General features: G+C 72.5%; 13 protein-coding genes. 10 read left to right on the top strand and 3 right to left on the bottom strand.

Translation table 11 applies throughout. The features are described from left to right. The first annotated feature begins 2 nt into the window (after positions 1-2). From nuoE to nuoN, 10 genes are read left to right on the top strand one after another with little or no spacing between them, the layout of a single operon-like run. Positions 3-857 carry an NADH-quinone oxidoreductase subunit NuoE gene (gene nuoE, locus ABZX96_RS06335; protein ID WP_355539113.1) on the top strand — a complete coding sequence of 285 codons (855 nt, stop codon included), beginning with the start codon at positions 3-5 and terminating at the stop codon, positions 855-857. Continuing rightward, positions 857-2,233 carry an NADH-quinone oxidoreductase subunit NuoF gene (gene nuoF / locus ABZX96_RS06330; RefSeq protein WP_355538765.1) on the top strand — a complete coding sequence of 459 codons (1,377 nt, stop codon included), beginning with the start codon at positions 857-859 and terminating at the stop codon, positions 2,231-2,233. The genes nuoE and nuoF overlap by 1 nt, the downstream gene beginning before the upstream one ends. Next, the gene (locus ABZX96_RS06325) at positions 2,230-4,761 is read left to right on the top strand and encodes an NADH-quinone oxidoreductase subunit G (RefSeq protein WP_355538762.1); all 2,532 of its coding nucleotides are present in this window, start codon (positions 2,230-2,232) and stop codon (positions 4,759-4,761) included. Before nuoF ends, ABZX96_RS06325 begins: the two co-directional genes overlap by 4 nt. Then, positions 4,758-6,146 (top strand): NADH-quinone oxidoreductase subunit NuoH, encoded by a 1,389-nt coding sequence (gene nuoH, locus ABZX96_RS06320; protein WP_355538759.1) that lies wholly within the window; start codon positions 4,758-4,760, stop codon positions 6,144-6,146. The genes ABZX96_RS06325 and nuoH overlap by 4 nt, the downstream gene beginning before the upstream one ends. Then, entirely contained in the window at positions 6,103-6,753 is a 651-nt protein-coding gene (gene nuoI / locus ABZX96_RS06315; RefSeq protein WP_355538756.1) for an NADH-quinone oxidoreductase subunit NuoI, read from the top strand. The genes nuoH and nuoI overlap by 44 nt, the downstream gene beginning before the upstream one ends. After that, positions 6,750-7,655 (top strand): NADH-quinone oxidoreductase subunit J, encoded by a 906-nt coding sequence (locus tag ABZX96_RS06310; protein ID WP_355538753.1) that lies wholly within the window; start codon positions 6,750-6,752, stop codon positions 7,653-7,655. The genes nuoI and ABZX96_RS06310 overlap by 4 nt, the downstream gene beginning before the upstream one ends. Continuing rightward, positions 7,652-7,951, top strand: coding sequence for an NADH-quinone oxidoreductase subunit NuoK (nuoK, locus tag ABZX96_RS06305; protein WP_355538750.1), 300 nt, complete (start codon positions 7,652-7,654; stop codon positions 7,949-7,951). The genes ABZX96_RS06310 and nuoK overlap by 4 nt, the downstream gene beginning before the upstream one ends. Before the next feature lie 13 nt (positions 7,952-7,964). After that, the gene (gene nuoL / locus ABZX96_RS06300; RefSeq protein WP_355538747.1) at positions 7,965-9,911 is read left to right on the top strand and encodes an NADH-quinone oxidoreductase subunit L; all 1,947 of its coding nucleotides are present in this window, start codon (positions 7,965-7,967) and stop codon (positions 9,909-9,911) included. 3 nt (positions 9,912-9,914) lie between these two features. Beyond that, positions 9,915-11,528 (top strand): NADH-quinone oxidoreductase subunit M, encoded by a 1,614-nt coding sequence (locus tag ABZX96_RS06295; protein WP_355538744.1) that lies wholly within the window; start codon positions 9,915-9,917, stop codon positions 11,526-11,528. Continuing rightward, a complete protein-coding gene (gene nuoN / locus ABZX96_RS06290) occupies positions 11,525-13,186 on the top strand; it encodes an NADH-quinone oxidoreductase subunit NuoN (protein WP_355538741.1) in 1,662 nt (553 codons plus the stop codon). The genes ABZX96_RS06295 and nuoN overlap by 4 nt, the downstream gene beginning before the upstream one ends. Before the next feature lie 163 nt (positions 13,187-13,349). Here the strand turns inward: nuoN and ABZX96_RS06285 are convergent, their stop codons facing one another. The 3 genes from ABZX96_RS06285 to fahA all read right to left on the bottom strand — a co-directional run bounded on the left by ABZX96_RS06285 (position 13,350) and on the right by fahA (position 16,147). Next, positions 13,350-13,889, bottom strand: coding sequence for a hypothetical protein (locus ABZX96_RS06285; RefSeq protein ID WP_355538738.1), 540 nt, complete (start codon positions 13,887-13,889; stop codon positions 13,350-13,352). 282 nt (positions 13,890-14,171) lie between these two features. Continuing rightward, positions 14,172-14,900, bottom strand: coding sequence for a GPP34 family phosphoprotein (locus ABZX96_RS06280; RefSeq protein ID WP_355538735.1), 729 nt, complete (start codon positions 14,898-14,900; stop codon positions 14,172-14,174). After that, entirely contained in the window at positions 14,897-16,147 is a 1,251-nt protein-coding gene (gene fahA / locus ABZX96_RS06275) for a fumarylacetoacetase (protein ID WP_355538732.1), read from the bottom strand. The genes ABZX96_RS06280 and fahA overlap by 4 nt, the downstream gene beginning before the upstream one ends. Positions 16,148-16,650: the final 503 nt, after the last annotated feature.

Here is a 16,650-nt window from a genome sequence, read left to right as displayed (position 1 = left end):
AGATGCCCGCCCCCGACTACCCGGCCGACGTGCGGGCGCGGCTGGACGCGGACGCCCGGGAGGTGATCGCCCGCTACCCCGGCGCCCGCTCGGCGCTGCTGCCGCTGCTGCACCTGGTGCAGTCCGAGGAGGGGCACGTCACGCGCACCGGCATCCGGTTCTGCGCCGAGCACCTGGGGCTGACGACGGCCGAGGTCACGGCGGTGGCGAGCTTCTACACCATGTACCGGCGGGTGCCGTCAGGCGACTACCAGGTGGGCGTGTGCACCAACACCCTGTGCGCGGTGCTGGGCGGCGACGCGATCTTCGCGGAGTTGCAGGAGCACCTGGGTGTCGGCAACGGCGGGACGACCGAGGACGGGAAGATCACCCTCGAACACATCGAGTGCAACGCGGCCTGCGACTTCGCGCCCGTGGTGATGGTCAACTGGGAGTTCTTCGACAACCAGACGCCGGACAGCGCCAAGCGGCTGGTGGACGACCTGAAGGCGGGCCGCCCGGTGGCGCCCACCCGGGGCGCGCGGCTGTGCACGTACAAGGAGACGGCCCGGGTGCTGGCGGGCTTCCCCGATCCGCGGCCGGAGGCCGTCCGCGAGGGCGGCAGCGCCGGGCCCGCCTCGCTGGCCGGGCTGCGGCTGGCCAAGGGGGAGGGGGGCGGCAGCGCGGACCACGTGGTGGCGCCGCGGCCGGGCCGTTACCCGCAGGACGAGGCGGCGCCGGGGCACCCCAGCTCCCACGACGCGCCGCTGACGACCTCGGCCGCCGACCCGGCCCACCCGTCGCCCCCCGGCGCCGCGCGCGGCGCCGACCCGCGTCCCGCCCGGCCGTCCGGACCGGCCGCCGAGGAGGGGGAGTGATGACCGTGGCCACCGAATACACCGGCGGTTCCCGGCCGGAGGCCGGCGCGGAGACCAGCCCGGAGAAGCTGCTCGCGCCCGTGCTCTCCGCCTTCTGGGACCAGCCCGACTCCTGGACGCTGGAGACCTACCTGCGGCACGACGGGTACGAGGGCCTGCGCACGGCGCTGGCCATGCCACCGGACGACGTCATCGCCTACGTCAAGGACGCCGGGCTGCGCGGGCGCGGCGGCGCCGGCTTCCCGACCGGGATGAAGTGGCAGTTCATCCCGCAGGGCGACGGCAAGCCGCACTACCTCGTCGTCAACGCGGACGAGTCCGAGCCGGGCACCTGCAAGGACATCCCGCTCCTGTACGCCAACCCGCACTCCCTGATCGAGGGCATCGTCATCGCCTGCCACGCGATCCGGGCCAAGCACGCCTTCATCTACCTGCGCGGCGAGGTCGTCCCCGTGCTGCGGCGGCTGCACGAGGCCGTGCGGGAGGCCTACGCGGCGGGCTACCTCGGCCGGGACATCCTCGGCTCCGGCCTCGACCTCGACGTCATCGTGCACGCGGGCGCGGGCGCGTACATCTGCGGCGAGGAGACCGCGCTGCTGGACTCGCTGGAAGGACGGCGCGGGCAACCCAGGCTGCGTCCCCCCTTCCCGGCCGTGGCGGGCCTGTACGCCTGCCCCACTGTCGTGAACAACGTCGAGTCCATCGCGTCGGTTCCCGCGATCCTGCACCGGGGCAAGGAGTGGTTCCGCTCGATGGGCAGCGAGAAGTCCCCGGGCTTCACGCTGTACTCGCTCAGCGGCCACGTCGCCAACCCGGGCCAGTACGAAGGCCCGTTGGGGATCACGCTGCGCCAGCTCCTGGACATGAGCGGCGGGATGCGCCCCGGCCACCGGCTGAAGTTTTGGACGCCGGGCGGCTCGTCGACGCCCATGTTCACCGACGAGCACCTGGACGTGCCGCTGGACTACGAGGGCGTGGGCGCGGCCGGTTCGATGCTGGGCACCAAGGCGCTCCAGTGCTTCGACGAGACCACCTGCGTGGTGCGGGCGGTCACCCGCTGGACGGAGTTCTACGCGCACGAGTCCTGCGGCAAGTGCACGCCCTGCCGCGAAGGCACCTACTGGCTCACCCAGTTGCTGCTGGACATCGAGGCGGGCAAGGGCCGCATGGAGGACCTCGACAAGCTCCAGGACATCGCCGACAACATCAACGGCAAGTCCTTCTGTGCCCTCGGCGACGGCGCCGCCTCGCCGATCTTCTCCTCCCTGAAGTACTTCCGCGAGGAGTACGAGCAGCACATCACCGGCCGGGGCTGCCCCTTCGACCCCGCCAAATCGACCGTCTGGGCCGACACCCCCGTGGAGGTGACCGCATGACCGTCACGACCAGCGCCTCCTCCGGCAGCGGGGAGGCGGCGGTGCCGCCGGAGGACCTGGTGACGCTGACGATCGACGGCATCGAGATCAGCGTCCCCAAGGGGACGCTGGTCATCCGGGCCGCCGAGATGCTCGGCATCGAGATCCCCCGGTTCTGCGACCATCCGCTGCTCGACCCGGCGGGCGCCTGCCGGCAGTGCATCGTGGAGGTCGAGGGCCAGCGCAAGCCGATGGCCTCGTGCACCATCACCTGCACCGACGGCATGGTGGTCCGCTCGCAGCTCACCTCGCCGGTCGCCGAGAAGGCGCAGCGCGGCGTGATGGAGCTGCTGCTGATCAACCACCCGCTGGACTGCCCGGTCTGCGACAAGGGCGGCGAGTGCCCGCTGCAGAACCAGGCCATGCAGGTCGGCGACCCCGATTCGCGTTTCACCGGCAAGAAGCGCACGTACGAGAAGCCGGTTCCGATCTCCACGCAGGTGCTGCTGGACCGCGAGCGGTGCGTGCTGTGCGCGCGCTGCACCCGCTTCTCGCAGCAGATCGCGGGCGACCCGATGATCGAGCTGATCGAGCGCGGCGCGCTCCAGCAGGTCGGCACCGGCGAGGGCGACCCCTTCGAGTCGTACTTCTCCGGCAACACCATCCAGATCTGCCCGGTCGGCGCGCTGACCTCGGCCGCGTACCGCTTCCGGTCCCGCCCCTTCGACCTCGTCTCGTCCCCGTCGGTGTGCGAGCACTGCGCGGGCGGCTGCGCGACGCGGACGGACCACCGGCGCGGCAAGGTCATGCGGCGGCTGGCGGCCGAGGACCCCGAGGTCAACGAGGAGTGGATCTGCGACAAGGGCCGGTTCGGCTTCCGTTACGCGCAGCAGCGGGACCGGATCGACACCCCGCTGGTGCGCGGTGAGGACGGCGCGCTGCACGCGGCGAGCTGGCCGGAGGCGCTGGCCGCGGCGGCGCGCGGGCTGTCCGCGGCGCGCGGGCGCGCGGGCGTGCTGACCGGCGGACGGCTGACGGTGGAGGACGCGTACGCGTACGCCAAGTTCGCCCGGATCGCGCTGGACACCCACGACATCGACTTCCGGGCGCGGGCGCACAGCGCGGAGGAGGCCGACTTCCTGGCGGCGGCGGTCGCCGGGCGGGGGCGCGACCTGGACGGCGGCGGCGTCACGTACACGGCCCTGGAACAGGCGCCCGCCGTGCTGCTCGCCGGGATAGAGGCCGAGGAGGAGGCCCCCGGCGTCTTCCTGCGGTTGCGCAAGGCGCACCGCAAGCACGGGCAGCGCGTCTACGGGCTCGCCCCGTACGCCACCCGGGGGCTGCTCAAGGCGGGCGGCACGCTGCTGCCCGCCGCGCCCGGCACGGAGACCCGCTGGCTGGACGCGCTCGCCGACGGCGCCACCCTCGGGGGCACGTCGGTGGGCGACGGGACGCCGGACGCGGGGCGGGCCGCCGCCGAGGCGCTGCGCGCGCCCGGCGCCGTCATCGTGGTCGGCGAGCGGCTGGCCGCGGTGCCCGGCGCGCCGAGCGCCGCGCTGCGGGCCGCGCGCGCCACCGGGGCCCGGCTGGTGTGGATCCCGCGCCGGGCCGGGGAGCGCGGCGCCCTGGAGGCCGGGGCGCTGCCGGGCCTGCTGCCCGGCGGGCGGCCGGCCACCGACCCGCGGGCGCGCGAGGAGGTCGCCGCCGCCTGGGGCGTCGCCGAACTGCCGCTGCGGCACGGCCGGGACACCGGCCAGATCCTGAGCGCCGCGGTGGCCGGAGAGCTGGGCGCGCTGCTGATGGCGGGCGTCGAGCCCGCCGACCTGCCGGACCCGGCGGGCGCGCTGGAGGCGCTGGACGCGGTGGGCTTCCTGGTGAGCCTGGAGCTGCGGCCCTCGGCCGTCACCGAGCGCGCGGACGTGGTGCTGCCGGTCGCGGCGGTCGCCGAGAAGGCCGGAACGTTCCTCAACTGGGAGGGCCGGGCGCGGCTGTTCGAGGCCGCGCTCAAGCCGGACCAGTTGACGCACCGGCACGCCCCGAGCGACGCCCGGGTGCTGCACATGCTCGCCGACGCGATGGACGTGCACCTGGCGCTGCCGGACGTCCGGGCGGTGCGGGCCGAGCTGGACCGGCTCGGCCCCTGGGACGGCCCGTACGCCACCGAGCCCGCCGAGACGGGCCGGCCCCCGGCCCGTCCGGAGCCGGGCCAGGCGGTGCTCGCCGGGCACCGGCTGCTGCTGGACCAGGGCCGCCTCCAGGAGGGTGACGAGGCGCTGGCCGGCACCCGGCACGCGGCGCTCGCCCGGCTGTCGGCGGCCACCGCGGCGGACACCGGCGTCAAGGACGGCGACCTGCTCGCCGTCACCGGGCCCACCGGAACGGTGCGGCTGCCGCTGGCGGTCACCGAGATGCCCGACCACGTGGTGTGGCTGCCGATGAACTCCACCGGGGGCGGCGTCACCGCCGACACCGGGGCGCGCCCCGGCGACCTGGTCACGATCTCCCCCGTCACCGGCGCCGTGGCGCCGGGCCAGGAGGTGGACGCATGATCGCGCAACTCGCCCCGGCCGGGACGCGGCTCGCGCAGGAAGACCTGTCGATGTTCGGGCGGGACCCGTGGTGGCTCATCGCGATCAAGGCGGTGTTCTGCTTCGCGTTCCTGATGCTGACGGTGCTGTTCTCCATCGTCTGGGAGCGCAAGGTCGTCGCCTGGATGCAACTGCGCATCGGCCCGAACCGGCACGGCCCCTGGGGCCTGCTCCAGTCCCTCGCAGACGGCATCAAGCTGATGCTCAAGGAGGACGTGGTCGTCAAGCGCGCCGACAAGGCGGTGTACGTGCTGGCGCCGATCGTCGCCGCGATCCCGGCCTTCATGGCGATCGCGGTGATCCCGTTCGGCCCGGCGGGCAACGAGATCTCCATCTTCGGGGTCCGCACGCCGATGCAGCTGACCGACCTGCCGATCGGCATCCTCTACATTCTGGCCACCGCGTCGGTCGGCATCTACGGGATCGTGCTGGCGGGCTGGTCGTCCGGCTCGACGTACCCGCTGCTGGGCGGCCTGCGCTCGTGCGCGCAGATGATCTCCTACGAGATCGCGATGGGCCTGGCGTTCGCGGCGGTGTTCCTGTACTCCGGGTCGATGTCGACCTCCACCATCGTGGAGGCGCAGCAGGGGACGTGGTACGCGCTGCTGCTGCCGGTGTCGTTCCTGATCTACATCGTCGCGATGGTCGGCGAGACGAACCGGGCGCCGTTCGACATGCCGGAGTCCGAGGGCGACCTGGTGGGCGGTTTCAACACCGAGTACTCGTCCATCAAGTTCGCGATGTTCATGCTCGCCGAGTACATCAACATGGTCACCGTCTCGGCGGTCGCGGTCACGCTGTTCCTGGGCGGCTGGAAGGCGCCGTACCCGATCTCCACGTTCTGGGAGGGCGCCAACCACGGCTGGTGGCCGATGCTGTGGTTCGTCATCAAGGTGCAGCTGCTGCTGTTCTTCTTCATCTGGCTGCGCGGCACGCTGCCGCGGGTGCGCTACGACCAGTTCATGAAGCTGGGGTGGAAGGTCCTCATCCCCGTCTCGCTGCTGTGGCTGATGCTCGTCGCCACGGTCCGGGCGCTGAAGAACGAGGGGTACGACTTCCAGCGCATCGTCCTGTGGGTGGCCGGCGCGGCGGTGGCGCTGCTGCTGCTCTCGCTGGTCGTGGACTTCTTCCGGCGCGGCGAGCGGGCTCCCGAGGAGGCGCCCGAGCCGGCGTTCGACCCGATGGCGGGCGGGTTCCCGGTGCCGCCGCTGCCGGGGCAGACGCTGCCGCCGGTGCCGCGGCGGCGGTCGCGGTGGGCCGAGCGCGAGCTGATTGTCAGTGGCGGCCCCGACACTGTCCGTAATGGAATGGGTGGGACCGAGGGAAAGGGGGGCGACGGTGCCTGACTTCCACAACCCGGTGGCCGGCTTCGGCGTGACCTTCAAGGCCATGTTCAAGAAGCGGCTGACCGAGCAGTACCCGGAGCAGAAGAAGCCCACCGCGCCACGCTTCCACGGCCGCCACCAGCTCAACCGGCACCCGGACGGGCTGGAGAAGTGCGTGGGCTGCGAGCTGTGCGCGTGGGCCTGCCCGGCGGACGCCATCTACGTCGAGGGCGCCGACAACACCGACGAGGAGCGCTACTCGCCGGGCGAGCGCTACGGCCGCGTCTACCAGATCAACTACCTGCGCTGCATCCTGTGCGGCCTGTGCGTGGAGGCGTGCCCCACGCGCGCGCTGACCATGACGAACGAGTACGAACTCGCCGACCGGTCCCGCGAATCGCTCATCTACACCAAGGAGGAGCTGCTCGCGGGCCTGGAGGACACGATGGTCGACACCCCGCACGCCATCTTCCCCGGCATGACGGAGAAGGACTACTACAACGGCCTGGTCACCCGGGCCGCGCCGGGCACCGAGCGGCAGACGGCCATCTCCAAGGGCGAGCGCCCGCAGGAGGCCGCCGAGACCTTCGGTCCCGAGGAACCGGCGGCGTCCGAGGTGATCCGATGACGGCCTCCCTCCACCTCGCCGCCGCGGCGTCCAGTACGTCCACCGGCGAGTCCGTGCAGTTCTGGATCCTGGGCACGGTCGCCGTCATCGGCGCGCTGTGCACGATCCTGATGAAGCGCGCCGTCCACAGCGCTCTGTCGCTGGCCGGGACGATGATCATCCTGGCGGTGTTCTACCTCGCCAACGGCGCGTACTTCCTCGGCATCGTCCAGATCGTCGTCTACACCGGCGCGATCATGATGCTGTTCCTCTTCGTCGTCATGCTGGTGGGCGTCACGGCCGCCGACTCCCTCAAGGAGACGCTCAAGGGCCAGCGGTGGCTGGCCGCCGCCTGCGGGCTGGGCTTCGGCGTCCTGCTCATCGCCGGCATCGGCAACGCCTCGCTCAAGCACTTCAACGGCCTGGGCGAGGCCAACGCCGGCGGCAACGTGCAGGGCCTGGCGGCGCTGATCTTCACCAAGTACGTGTTCGCCTTCGAGATCACCGGCGCGCTGCTCATCACGGCGGCGGTCGGCGCGATGGTGCTCACCCACCGCGAGCGCACCGAGCGCGCCAAGACCCAGCGCGAGCTGGCCGAACGGCGCGTCCGCGAGGGCGTCCAGTCCCCGTCCGGCCGCCCCGGCGGCGGCTCCGCGTGGCCGCTGCCCACCCCGGCGCCCGCCCCGGGCGTCTACGCCCGGCACAACGCCGTGGACATCCCCGGCCTGCTGCCCGACGGCACGCCCTCCGACCTCACCGTCAACCCGACGCTGCGCCAGCGCGGCCAGATCCGGGACGTCTCCGGTGAGGCGCTGGCGGAGCTGGCCGCCCTGGAGCGGCGCGCCGAGGAGCGGTTGGGGCGGGACAGCGAGCCCGAGGAGCCGCAGGCCCCGTCCGCCGCGAGGGAGGACGTCAGCAAATGAACCCGGTCAACTACCTGTATCTCGCCGCCCTGCTGTTCACCATCGGCGCGGCCGGGGTGCTGATCCGGCGGAACGCCATCGTGGTGTTCATGTGCGTGGAGCTGATGCTCAACGCCTGCAACCTCGCCTTCGTGGCCTTCTCGCGGATGCACGGGAATCTGGACGGCCAGATCATCGCCTTCTTCACGATGGTCGTCGCCGCGGCCGAGGTCGTGGTCGGCCTGGCGATCATCGTCACGATCTTCCGCACCCGCCACACGGCCTCGGTCGACGACGCCAGCCTGATGAAGCTGTAAGGGGTCGCACACTGTGGAGAACTTGATCGCGCTGCTCGTCGCGGCCCCCCTGCTCGGCGCGGCCCTGCTGCTGTGCGGCGGCCGGAGACTGGACCGCGGGGGCCACTGGATCGGTACGGGGCTGGCGGTGGTGTCCTTCGCCGTCGCCGCCGTCCTGTTCGCCCATCTCCTCGGCCGGGACGCCGGGGACCGCACGCTGCACCAGCACCTGTTCAGCTGGATCCCGGTCGGCGGCTTCCGGGCCGACGTCGCCTTCCAGCTCGACCAGCTCTCGATGACCTTCGTCCTGCTGATCACCGGGGTCGGATCGCTGATCCACCTCTACTCGGTCGGCTACATGGAGCACGACGAGCGGCGCCGCCGCTTCTTCGGCTACCTCAACCTCTTCCTCGCGGCGATGCTGCTGCTCGTCGTCGCGGACAACTACCTGCTGCTGTACGTCGGCTGGGAGGGCGTGGGCCTGGCCTCCTACCTCCTGATCGGCTTCTGGCAGCACAAGCCCAGCGCGGCCACCGCCGCCAAGAAGGCGTTCCTGGTCAACCGGGTCGGCGACATCGGCCTGTCCATCGCGATCATGCTGATGTTCACCACCTTCGGGACGTTCGCGTTCGGGCCGGTGCTGGACGCGGCCGGGCAGACCGGGGAGGGCAAGCTCACCGCGATCGGGCTGATGCTGCTGCTGGCGGCCTGCGGCAAGTCCGCGCAGGTGCCGCTGCAGTCCTGGCTGGGTGACGCGATGGAGGGCCCGACCCCGGTCTCCGCCCTGATCCACGCGGCCACCATGGTCACCGCGGGCGTCTACCTCATCACCCGCTCCGGGGCGATCTTCAACGGGGCGCCGGACGCGCAGACCGCGGTGGTCGTGGTCGGCGCGGTGACGCTGCTGTTCGGCGCGATCGTCGGTTGCGCGAAGGACGACATCAAGAAGGCGCTGGCCGGCTCGACGATGTCGCAGATCGGCTACATGATCCTGGCCGCCGGGCTGGGCCCGGTCGGGTACGCCTTCGCCATCATGCACCTGGTCACCCACGGCTTCTTCAAGGCCGGGCTGTTCCTGGGGGCCGGTTCGGTGATGCACGCGATGAACGACGAGGTGGACATGCGCCGCTACGGCGGCCTGCGCAAGTACCTCCCGGTCACGTTCGTCACCTTCGGCCTCGGCTACCTGGCGATCATCGGCTTCCCGGGGCTGTCCGGGTTCTTCTCGAAGGACAAGATCATCGAGGCGGCGTTCGCCAAGGGCGGCACCGAGGGCTGGATCCTGGGCGGCGCGGCGCTGCTGGGCGCGGCCATCACCGCGTTCTACATGACGCGGGTGATGCTCATGACGTTCTTCGGCGAGGAGCGCTGGCGCAAGGCGCCCACCCCCTCGCCCGCCGAGCCGGACGTGGAGCCCGCCGCCGAGACCCGGGGCGAGTACGCCCCGCCGCACCCGCACGAGTCGCCCCGCACGATGACGATCCCGATGATCCTGCTGGCCGTCGGATCGGTGGCCGCGGGCGGACTGTTCAGCCTCAACGACGCCTTCGTGGAGTGGCTGCGGCCCGTCACGGACTTCGAGCACGGGCACTCCCCGCTCAGCGCGACGGCCGTCACCGCCGCCACGATCGTGGTGCTGCTGCTCGGCGTCGGGCTCGCCTGGCTCCAGTACGGACGCAAGCCGGTGCCGGCCGTCGCGCCGCGCGGTTCGCTGCTGACCCGGGCCGCCCGGCGGGACCTCCTCCAGGACGACTTCAACCACGTCGTGCTGGTGCGCGGCGGCGAGCACCTGACCCGCGGCCTGGTCTACCTCGACCACTCGGTCGTGGACGGCGCGGTCAACGGCACCGCCGCCTCCATGGGCGGGCTGTCCGGGCGGCTGCGCAAGTGGCAGAGCGGCTACGCCCGCTCGTACGCCGTGCAGATGCTGGGCGGCGTGGCCGTGCTGATCGCCGCGACGCTGCTGATGAGGGGTGTGTGAGCCATGTCCTTTCCCCTTCTGACCCTCACGGCCGCGGTCCCGGCCGCCGGCGCGATCGTCACCGCGGCGGTCCCCGCCGCCCGGCGCACCGCCGCCAAGTGGGTGGCGCTCCTCTTCTCGCTGGCCACGCTGGTGCTGGCGGCGGTGGTCGCCTTCCGCTTCGACTCGGGTGCCAAGGGCCCGTACCAGCTCAGCGAGTCGTACGAGTGGATCCCCGCGTTCGGGGTGCGCTACGAACTGGGCGTGGACGGCATCGCGGTGGCGCTGATCGCGCTGACGGCGGTGCTGATCCCGTTCGTCATCCTGGCGGGCTGGCACGACGCCGACCGGCTGGAGACGGACGGGCCCGGCGAACGGCGCTCCCGGTGGCGGCCGACCCAGGGGTTCTTCGCGCTGATCCTGGCGGTCGAGGCGATGGTGGTGATCTCCTTCGAGGCCACCGACGTCTTCCTCTTCTACCTGTTCTTCGAAGCCATGCTCATCCCGATGTACTTCCTCATCGGCGGCTTCGGGGACCGCGCGGGCGAGCACGGCGAGGAGCGGGCCGCCACCCAGCGCTCGTACGCGGCCGTGAAGTTCCTGCTCTACAACCTCGCCGGCGGCCTGATCATGCTGGCCGCGGTGATCGGGCTGTACGTCGTCACCGCCGACGACCTGGGCTCCGGCACCTTCTCGCTCCAGCAGATCGTCCAGGCCCGCGACGCCGGGGACCTGGACATCGCGACGGGCACCGAGCGGTGGCTCTTCCTCGGCTTCTTCTTCGCCTTCGCCGTCAAGGCGCCGCTGTGGCCGCTGCACACCTGGCTGCCCAACGCCATGGGCGAGGCCACCGCGCCGGTCGCCGTGCTGATCACGGCGGTGGTCGACAAGGTCGGCACCTTCGCGATGCTCCGCTTCTGCCTCCAGCTCTTCCCGGAGGCCAGCTCCTGGGCGACGCCGGTGATCCTCGTCCTCGCGCTGATCAGCATCCTGTACGGGGCGCTGGTCGCGGTCGGCCAGCGGGACATCAAGCGCCTGGTGGCCTACGCCTCCATCTCGCACTTCGGCTTCATCGTCCTGGGCATCTTCGCGATGACGAGCCAGGGCCAGGGCGGGGCGACGCTCTACATGGTCAACCACGGCATCTCCACGGCGGCGCTGATGCTGGTGGCCGGGTTCCTGATCAGCCGGCGCGGCTCGCGGCTGATCGCCGACTACGGCGGGGTGCAGAAGGTGGCGCCCGTGCTGGCCGGGACGTTCCTGGTCGCCGGGCTGGCCACGCTGTCGCTGCCGGGGCTGGCGCCGTTCGTCAGCGAGTTCCTGGTGCTGGTCGGCACGTTCAGCCGGTATCCGGCGGTGGGGATCGTGGCGACGGTGGGCATCGTGCTGGCCGCGCTGTACGTCCTGGTCCTCTACCAGCGCACGATGACGGGGCCGGTCAAGGCCGAGGTGCGGGCGATGCCCGACCTGAAGGCGCGGGAGCTGGTCGTCGTGGTGCCGCTGGTCGCGCTGCTGGTCTTCCTCGGCGTGTACCCCAAGCCGTTGACGAACCTGGTCGACCCGGCGGTGCGGCACACGCTGTCCGTCGTGGACCGGCATGATCCCCAGCCGCAGCAGAAGACGGAGGCCGCCCGATGAGTTCCGTGACCGGCGTCCACAGCCTGTGGACGATGGCGGCCGAGGTACCGGGGAAGATCCCGGCGCCCCGGATCGAGTACACCCAGCTCGCGCCCACCCTGATCGTCCTCGGTGCCGCGGTGGTCGGCATCGTCCTGGAGGCGGTGCTGCCGCGCCGCACCCGCTACTACGCCCAACTGGTGCTGTCGGTGCTGGCGCTCGCGTCGGCGTTCGCGGCGGTCATCGGCCTGGCGGCGAGCGGGTTCGGCTCCGCCACCTCCGGCAAGCAGGGGATCGCCGCCATGGGCGCCATTGCCGTGGACGGCCCGGCGCTCTTCCTCCAGGGCACCATCCTGCTCGTCGCCCTGATCGCGGTGTTCACCTTCGCCGAACGGCGGCTGGACCCGGCGGCACACGGCAAGCGGGTCGACTCCTTCGCCGCGCAGGCCGCCGCCGTCCCCGGCGGCGAGGCCGAACAGGCGGCGGTGAAGGCCGGGTTCACCACGACCGAGGTGTTCCCGCTCGCCCTGTTCGCGGTCGGCGGGATGCTCGTCTTCCCGGCCGCCAACGACCTGCTGACCCTGTTCGTCGCCCTGGAGGTCTTCTCCCTCCCGCTGTACATCCTGTGCGCGCTGGCCCGGCGGCAGCGGCTGCTGTCCCAGGAGGCGGCGGTGAAGTACTTCCTGCTCGGCGCCTTCTCCTCGGCGTTCCTGCTGTTCGGCATCGCCCTGCTGTACGGGTACGCGGGCACCGTCTCCTACGCCGGGATCGCCCAGGTCGTCGGCGACGGCGCCAAGGAGATCGACCCCGCGCTGGCCGGGACGATGGGCAACGACGCGCTGCTGCTGATCGGCGGGGCGCTGCTGCTGATGGGCCTGCTGTTCAAGGTCGGCGCGGTGCCCTTCCACATGTGGACGCCGGACGTGTACCAGGGCGCGCCCACCCCCGTCACCGGCTTCATGGCCGCCGCCACCAAGGTCGCCGCCTTCGGCGCGCTGCTGCGGCTGCTGTACGTGGCGCTGCCGGGGCTGCGCTGGGACTGGCGGCCGGTGATGTGGGGCGTGGCCATCGTGACGATGCTGGTCGGCGCGGTCGTGGCGATCACGCAGACGGACGTCAAGCGGCTGCTGGCCTACTCCTCCATCGCGCACGCCGGATTCATCCTCGCCGGTGTCATCGCCCTCAGCGAGCACGGCATCTCCTCGGTGCTGTTCTACCTGGCCGCGTACTCCTTCGTGACGCTCGGCGCGTTCGCGGTGGTCACGCTGGTGCGGGACGCGGGCGGCGAGGCGACCCACCTGTCCAAGTGGGCGGGGCTGGGCCGCCGTTCGCCGCTGACGGCGGCGGTGTTCGCGGTCTTCCTGCTGGCGTTCGCGGGTATTCCGCTGACCTCCGGGTTCACGGGCAAGTTCGCGGTGTTCAAGGCGGCGGCGGAGAGCGGGGCGAGCGCGCTGGTCGTGGTGGGTGTCATCTCCTCGGCCATCGCGGCGTTCTTCTACATCCGCGTCATCGTGCTCATGTTCTTCACCGAGCCGAAGGCGGACGGGCCGACGGTGGCCGTGCCGAGCCCGCTGACGATGACGGCCATCGGGGTCGGCGTCGCGGGCACGCTGGTGCTGGGGCTGGCGCCGCAGTACTTCCTGGATCTGGCCCAGCAGGCGGGGGTGTTCGTGCGCTGAGGCGCGCCGCGCGGCAAGGCGCCTGGGGTTCGGGGGGTCGGACGCCGGGCGCCTTTGCGTGTGGAGGTGGGGGGGAAGGCGCCTGGGGTTCGGGGGATCGGAAGCCGGGCGCCTTTGCGCGTGGGGGTAGGGGGGCAGGGGCCGGGTCGCGTGCGGCTGCGGGTCAGTTGCCGGCCGGGAGCTTGGGGAGGATTTCGCTCGGGAGGCCCGTCGGGATGCTGGAGGGCAGGGTCGTCGGCACTTCGGACGGCAGGCTCGTCGGGGCGCCGCTGGGCAGCTTGATGCCACCGGCCGGGGAGCGGGTGAAGGCGTCGGTCGGGCCGTCCTTCCAGGCCACGGTGAGGGATTTGCTGTCGTTCCCCGGCTCCAGGGTGCCCGTGGTGCGGGTGGTGTCCCCGTTGCTGCACCTCACGGTGACGGTGCGGCCCTCCACGGTGCCGAGGCAGGCCGTCTTGCGGCCCACGCTCAGCGACGCGGTGCGCTCGGCGACGACGAGGATCACCTTGGTCCCGTCGGTGCCGGCCTCCCAGGCGCCCTGGAACGCCTGGTCCGCGTCCTTGCCTTCCCCGTCCCCGGACCGGCTCGCCTCGGGAGAACCGCTCGCCACCTTGCCGGTACCGGCTCCGTCACCCGTACCGCCGCAACCGCTGAGCAGCAGTGCGGCGGCGACGGCCGCCCCGGCGATCGGTGCTGCGTTGCGCACGTGTGCCTCCTCCGTTGGGGGAACAGGGAGACGCGAGGCTAGCAGTCGGGTATGGGGTAAACGTTCCCCCGAATCCGGGACAGGGGCGGCGCATGGTGGCATTCGGGATGTCCCTGCGCACTTCGCGCACCGGGCGTCCGCGCCCCGTTTCCGCCCCCGTCGCTTCCGGCGTCTTCTTCCGGGCGGACCGCCCCGTCGCTTCCGGCGCCTTCTTCCGATCGGGCCGCCCCGTTGCTTCCGGCGCCTCTTCCCGACCGGGCCGCCCGCTTCACCGCCGGGGGCTCAGCCGCCCCCGTCCCCGCCCCCTCCGCCCCCATCGCCCCCGTCCCCTCCCGAGGAGGACTTGTCCTGCTGGACCGCGCGCAGGACGGCGTGCACCGTCCACTCCTCGCGGGCGAGCCGCTTGAGCTCCCGGCGCCGACGCGCCTCGGCGCGGCCGGGCAGCAGCCGCGGGGCCAGGTCGACGGCCGCCGCCAGCGCGGCGAGCGTGCGGTACCGGGGTTCCGGGAGCCCCGCCTCCAGGGCGGCCCGGAACCGTTCCCGCACCGGCCAGGACAGCCCCGCCTGGCCGGCCGGCAGCCGCTCGTACGGGAAGATCCCCAGCAGCCGGCGGGTCTCCCGGCGCACGGCGCCCCGCTCGACCAGCCGGTTCCGGCACGCCTCCTCCACCTCCCGCGCGGCGCGGCGCACCCAGACGCGGGCCTTGGCCTGCCGACCGCCACCCTTGCCGGACGGGTGCGGCAACGTCGCCAGGGCGGCGTCCAGAACGGGGTCCTGGAGGGGGAGCGGATTCAGGACGGTGATCCGCCTCCCGTGCCCCTCGGCGACCCGGCCCGCCCACTCCAGTTCGGCGAGTGCCGCGCCGGCCAGCCCGTACCGCAGGTAGGACCGGTTGCTCCGCGTCCGGCCGGTCTCCGGGTCGAGCCCGAGGAGCAGCAGCTCCTCGGGCAGCGTCAGCCCGGTCGGGGCGGTGGGACCCGTCGGCCCGACCGGCCCGCTCGGCCCGTTCACGACGCGGGCGGAACCGCCGCGGGGTCGTCGGCGGCGGGCCCACCCGTGGACTCCGCGTGGGCGGGGGCGACGCGTCCGCGGACCTCGCCGAGGCCGATGCGCGCGCCGTCCGGCCCCGGGCACCAGGCGGTGAGGACGACCTCGTCGCCGTCCTGGAGGTAGGGTCCGCCGCCCTTGGTGAGTTCGAGCAGGCAGCCGAGCTGGTCCGGCTCGGGCCCGGAGACGGTGCCGGAGGCGAACAGGTCGCCGGTGCGCAGCGAGGCGCCGTTGACCGTCATGTGGGCGAGCTGCTGGGCCGCCGTCCAGTACATCGCGGAGAACGGCGGACGGGAGATCGTCTCGCCGTTGATGTCCACCTGGATGCGGATGTCGAAACCGCCGGGCTCCCGCCGGGCGTCGTCCAGGTAGGGCAGCAGCGGGACGTCGCGGGACGGCGGCGCGGTGCGCGCGTGGTCCAGGGCGTCCAGCGGCGTGATCCAGGCCGAGACGGAGGTGGCGAAGGACTTGCCCAGGAAGGGGCCGAGCGGCACGTACTCCCACGCCTGGAGGTCGCGGGCGGACCAGTCGTTGACCAGGCAGACGCCGAAGACGTGGTCGCGGAAGGCGTCCTGGCCGACGGGCTCGTGGAGCGCGGACGGCGTGCCGACGACGAAGCCCACCTCGGCCTCGATGTCCAGGCGGACGGAGGGGCCGAAGACCGGCGCCGGGTCGGACGGCGCCTTGCGCTGGCCGCTGGGCCGTACCACCGGTGTGCCGGTGACGACAACGGTGCCGGACCGGCCGTGGTAACCGATCGGGAGGTGCTTCCAGTTGGGGGTGAGCGCGGCGCCGTCGGGGCGGAAGATCCGGCCGACGTTGGTGGCGTGGTGCTCGCTGGCGTAGAAGTCGACGTAGTCGGCGACCTCGAACGGGAGGTGCAGGGTGACCTCGTCCAGCGGGATCAGCAGGTCCTCGGTGGTCGCGCGGTGCGCGGGGTCGGTGACGGCCGCGCGGACCGCCTCGCGCACGGCCTGCCATACGGAACGGCCCGCCGCCATCAGGGGGTTGAGCGTCGGGGCGGTGAGCAGGGCGGCGTGCGGCGACGGGGAGGTGGTGGCCAGCGCGTGCAGGTCCAGGACGTGCGCGCCGTAGCGGACGCCGATCCGGCGGTGGCCGGGCTGCTCGCGCGTGCTGAAGACGCCGTAGGGGAGGTTGTGCGGGCCGAAGGGGTCGCCTTCCGGCAGGTCGAGCGGGCTCTGCTCGGGCATGGACAGCTCCTCGCGTTCGTCGTCGCCCGGGGAGCCGAACGCCCGCGGGGGACCGGGGCGCTGCGGACGTACCTCGGGCCGCGTGTCGTACGGACCGTGGGCCGGTGGGCCCGCGATCAGATTACGGCCCGGGGGGCGGTGGGGGGATGGGGGATCGGGGGCCGGGGGCGGGCCGGGGGCTCGTCGGCGTTCGTCGTCCGCGCGCGCGACGCCGGGAGTGCCGGGAGTGCGGACCGGGGCTCGTCACGGTCCGTCGTCCTTCTCCGCTACCTCTGTACGCCTGGGGCGGAACAGGTCGCCGAACGCTCGACAGGCGAATCGGACAGGACAGTCGGGAAACACAAATGAGCCATATCGAGCAGGAGACGACGCAAAGGTGAAGAGGTGGATAGGGGGCACGGTCGCGCCAGAGGGGGCTAAAGAGTTCGTAATGTCCGGAAAGACGGTGCCGGAAGGGGTAATTCGCACCTAGCGTCCTGTGGCGGGGCAGGGGTCGGGGAGGA

Source organism: Streptomyces sp. NPDC003077 (genome assembly GCF_040611095.1).
In the GTDB taxonomy this organism is placed as follows: Bacteria; Actinomycetota; Actinomycetes; order Streptomycetales; family Streptomycetaceae; genus Streptomyces.
This window is presented reverse-complemented; position numbering and strand designations above follow the sequence as displayed.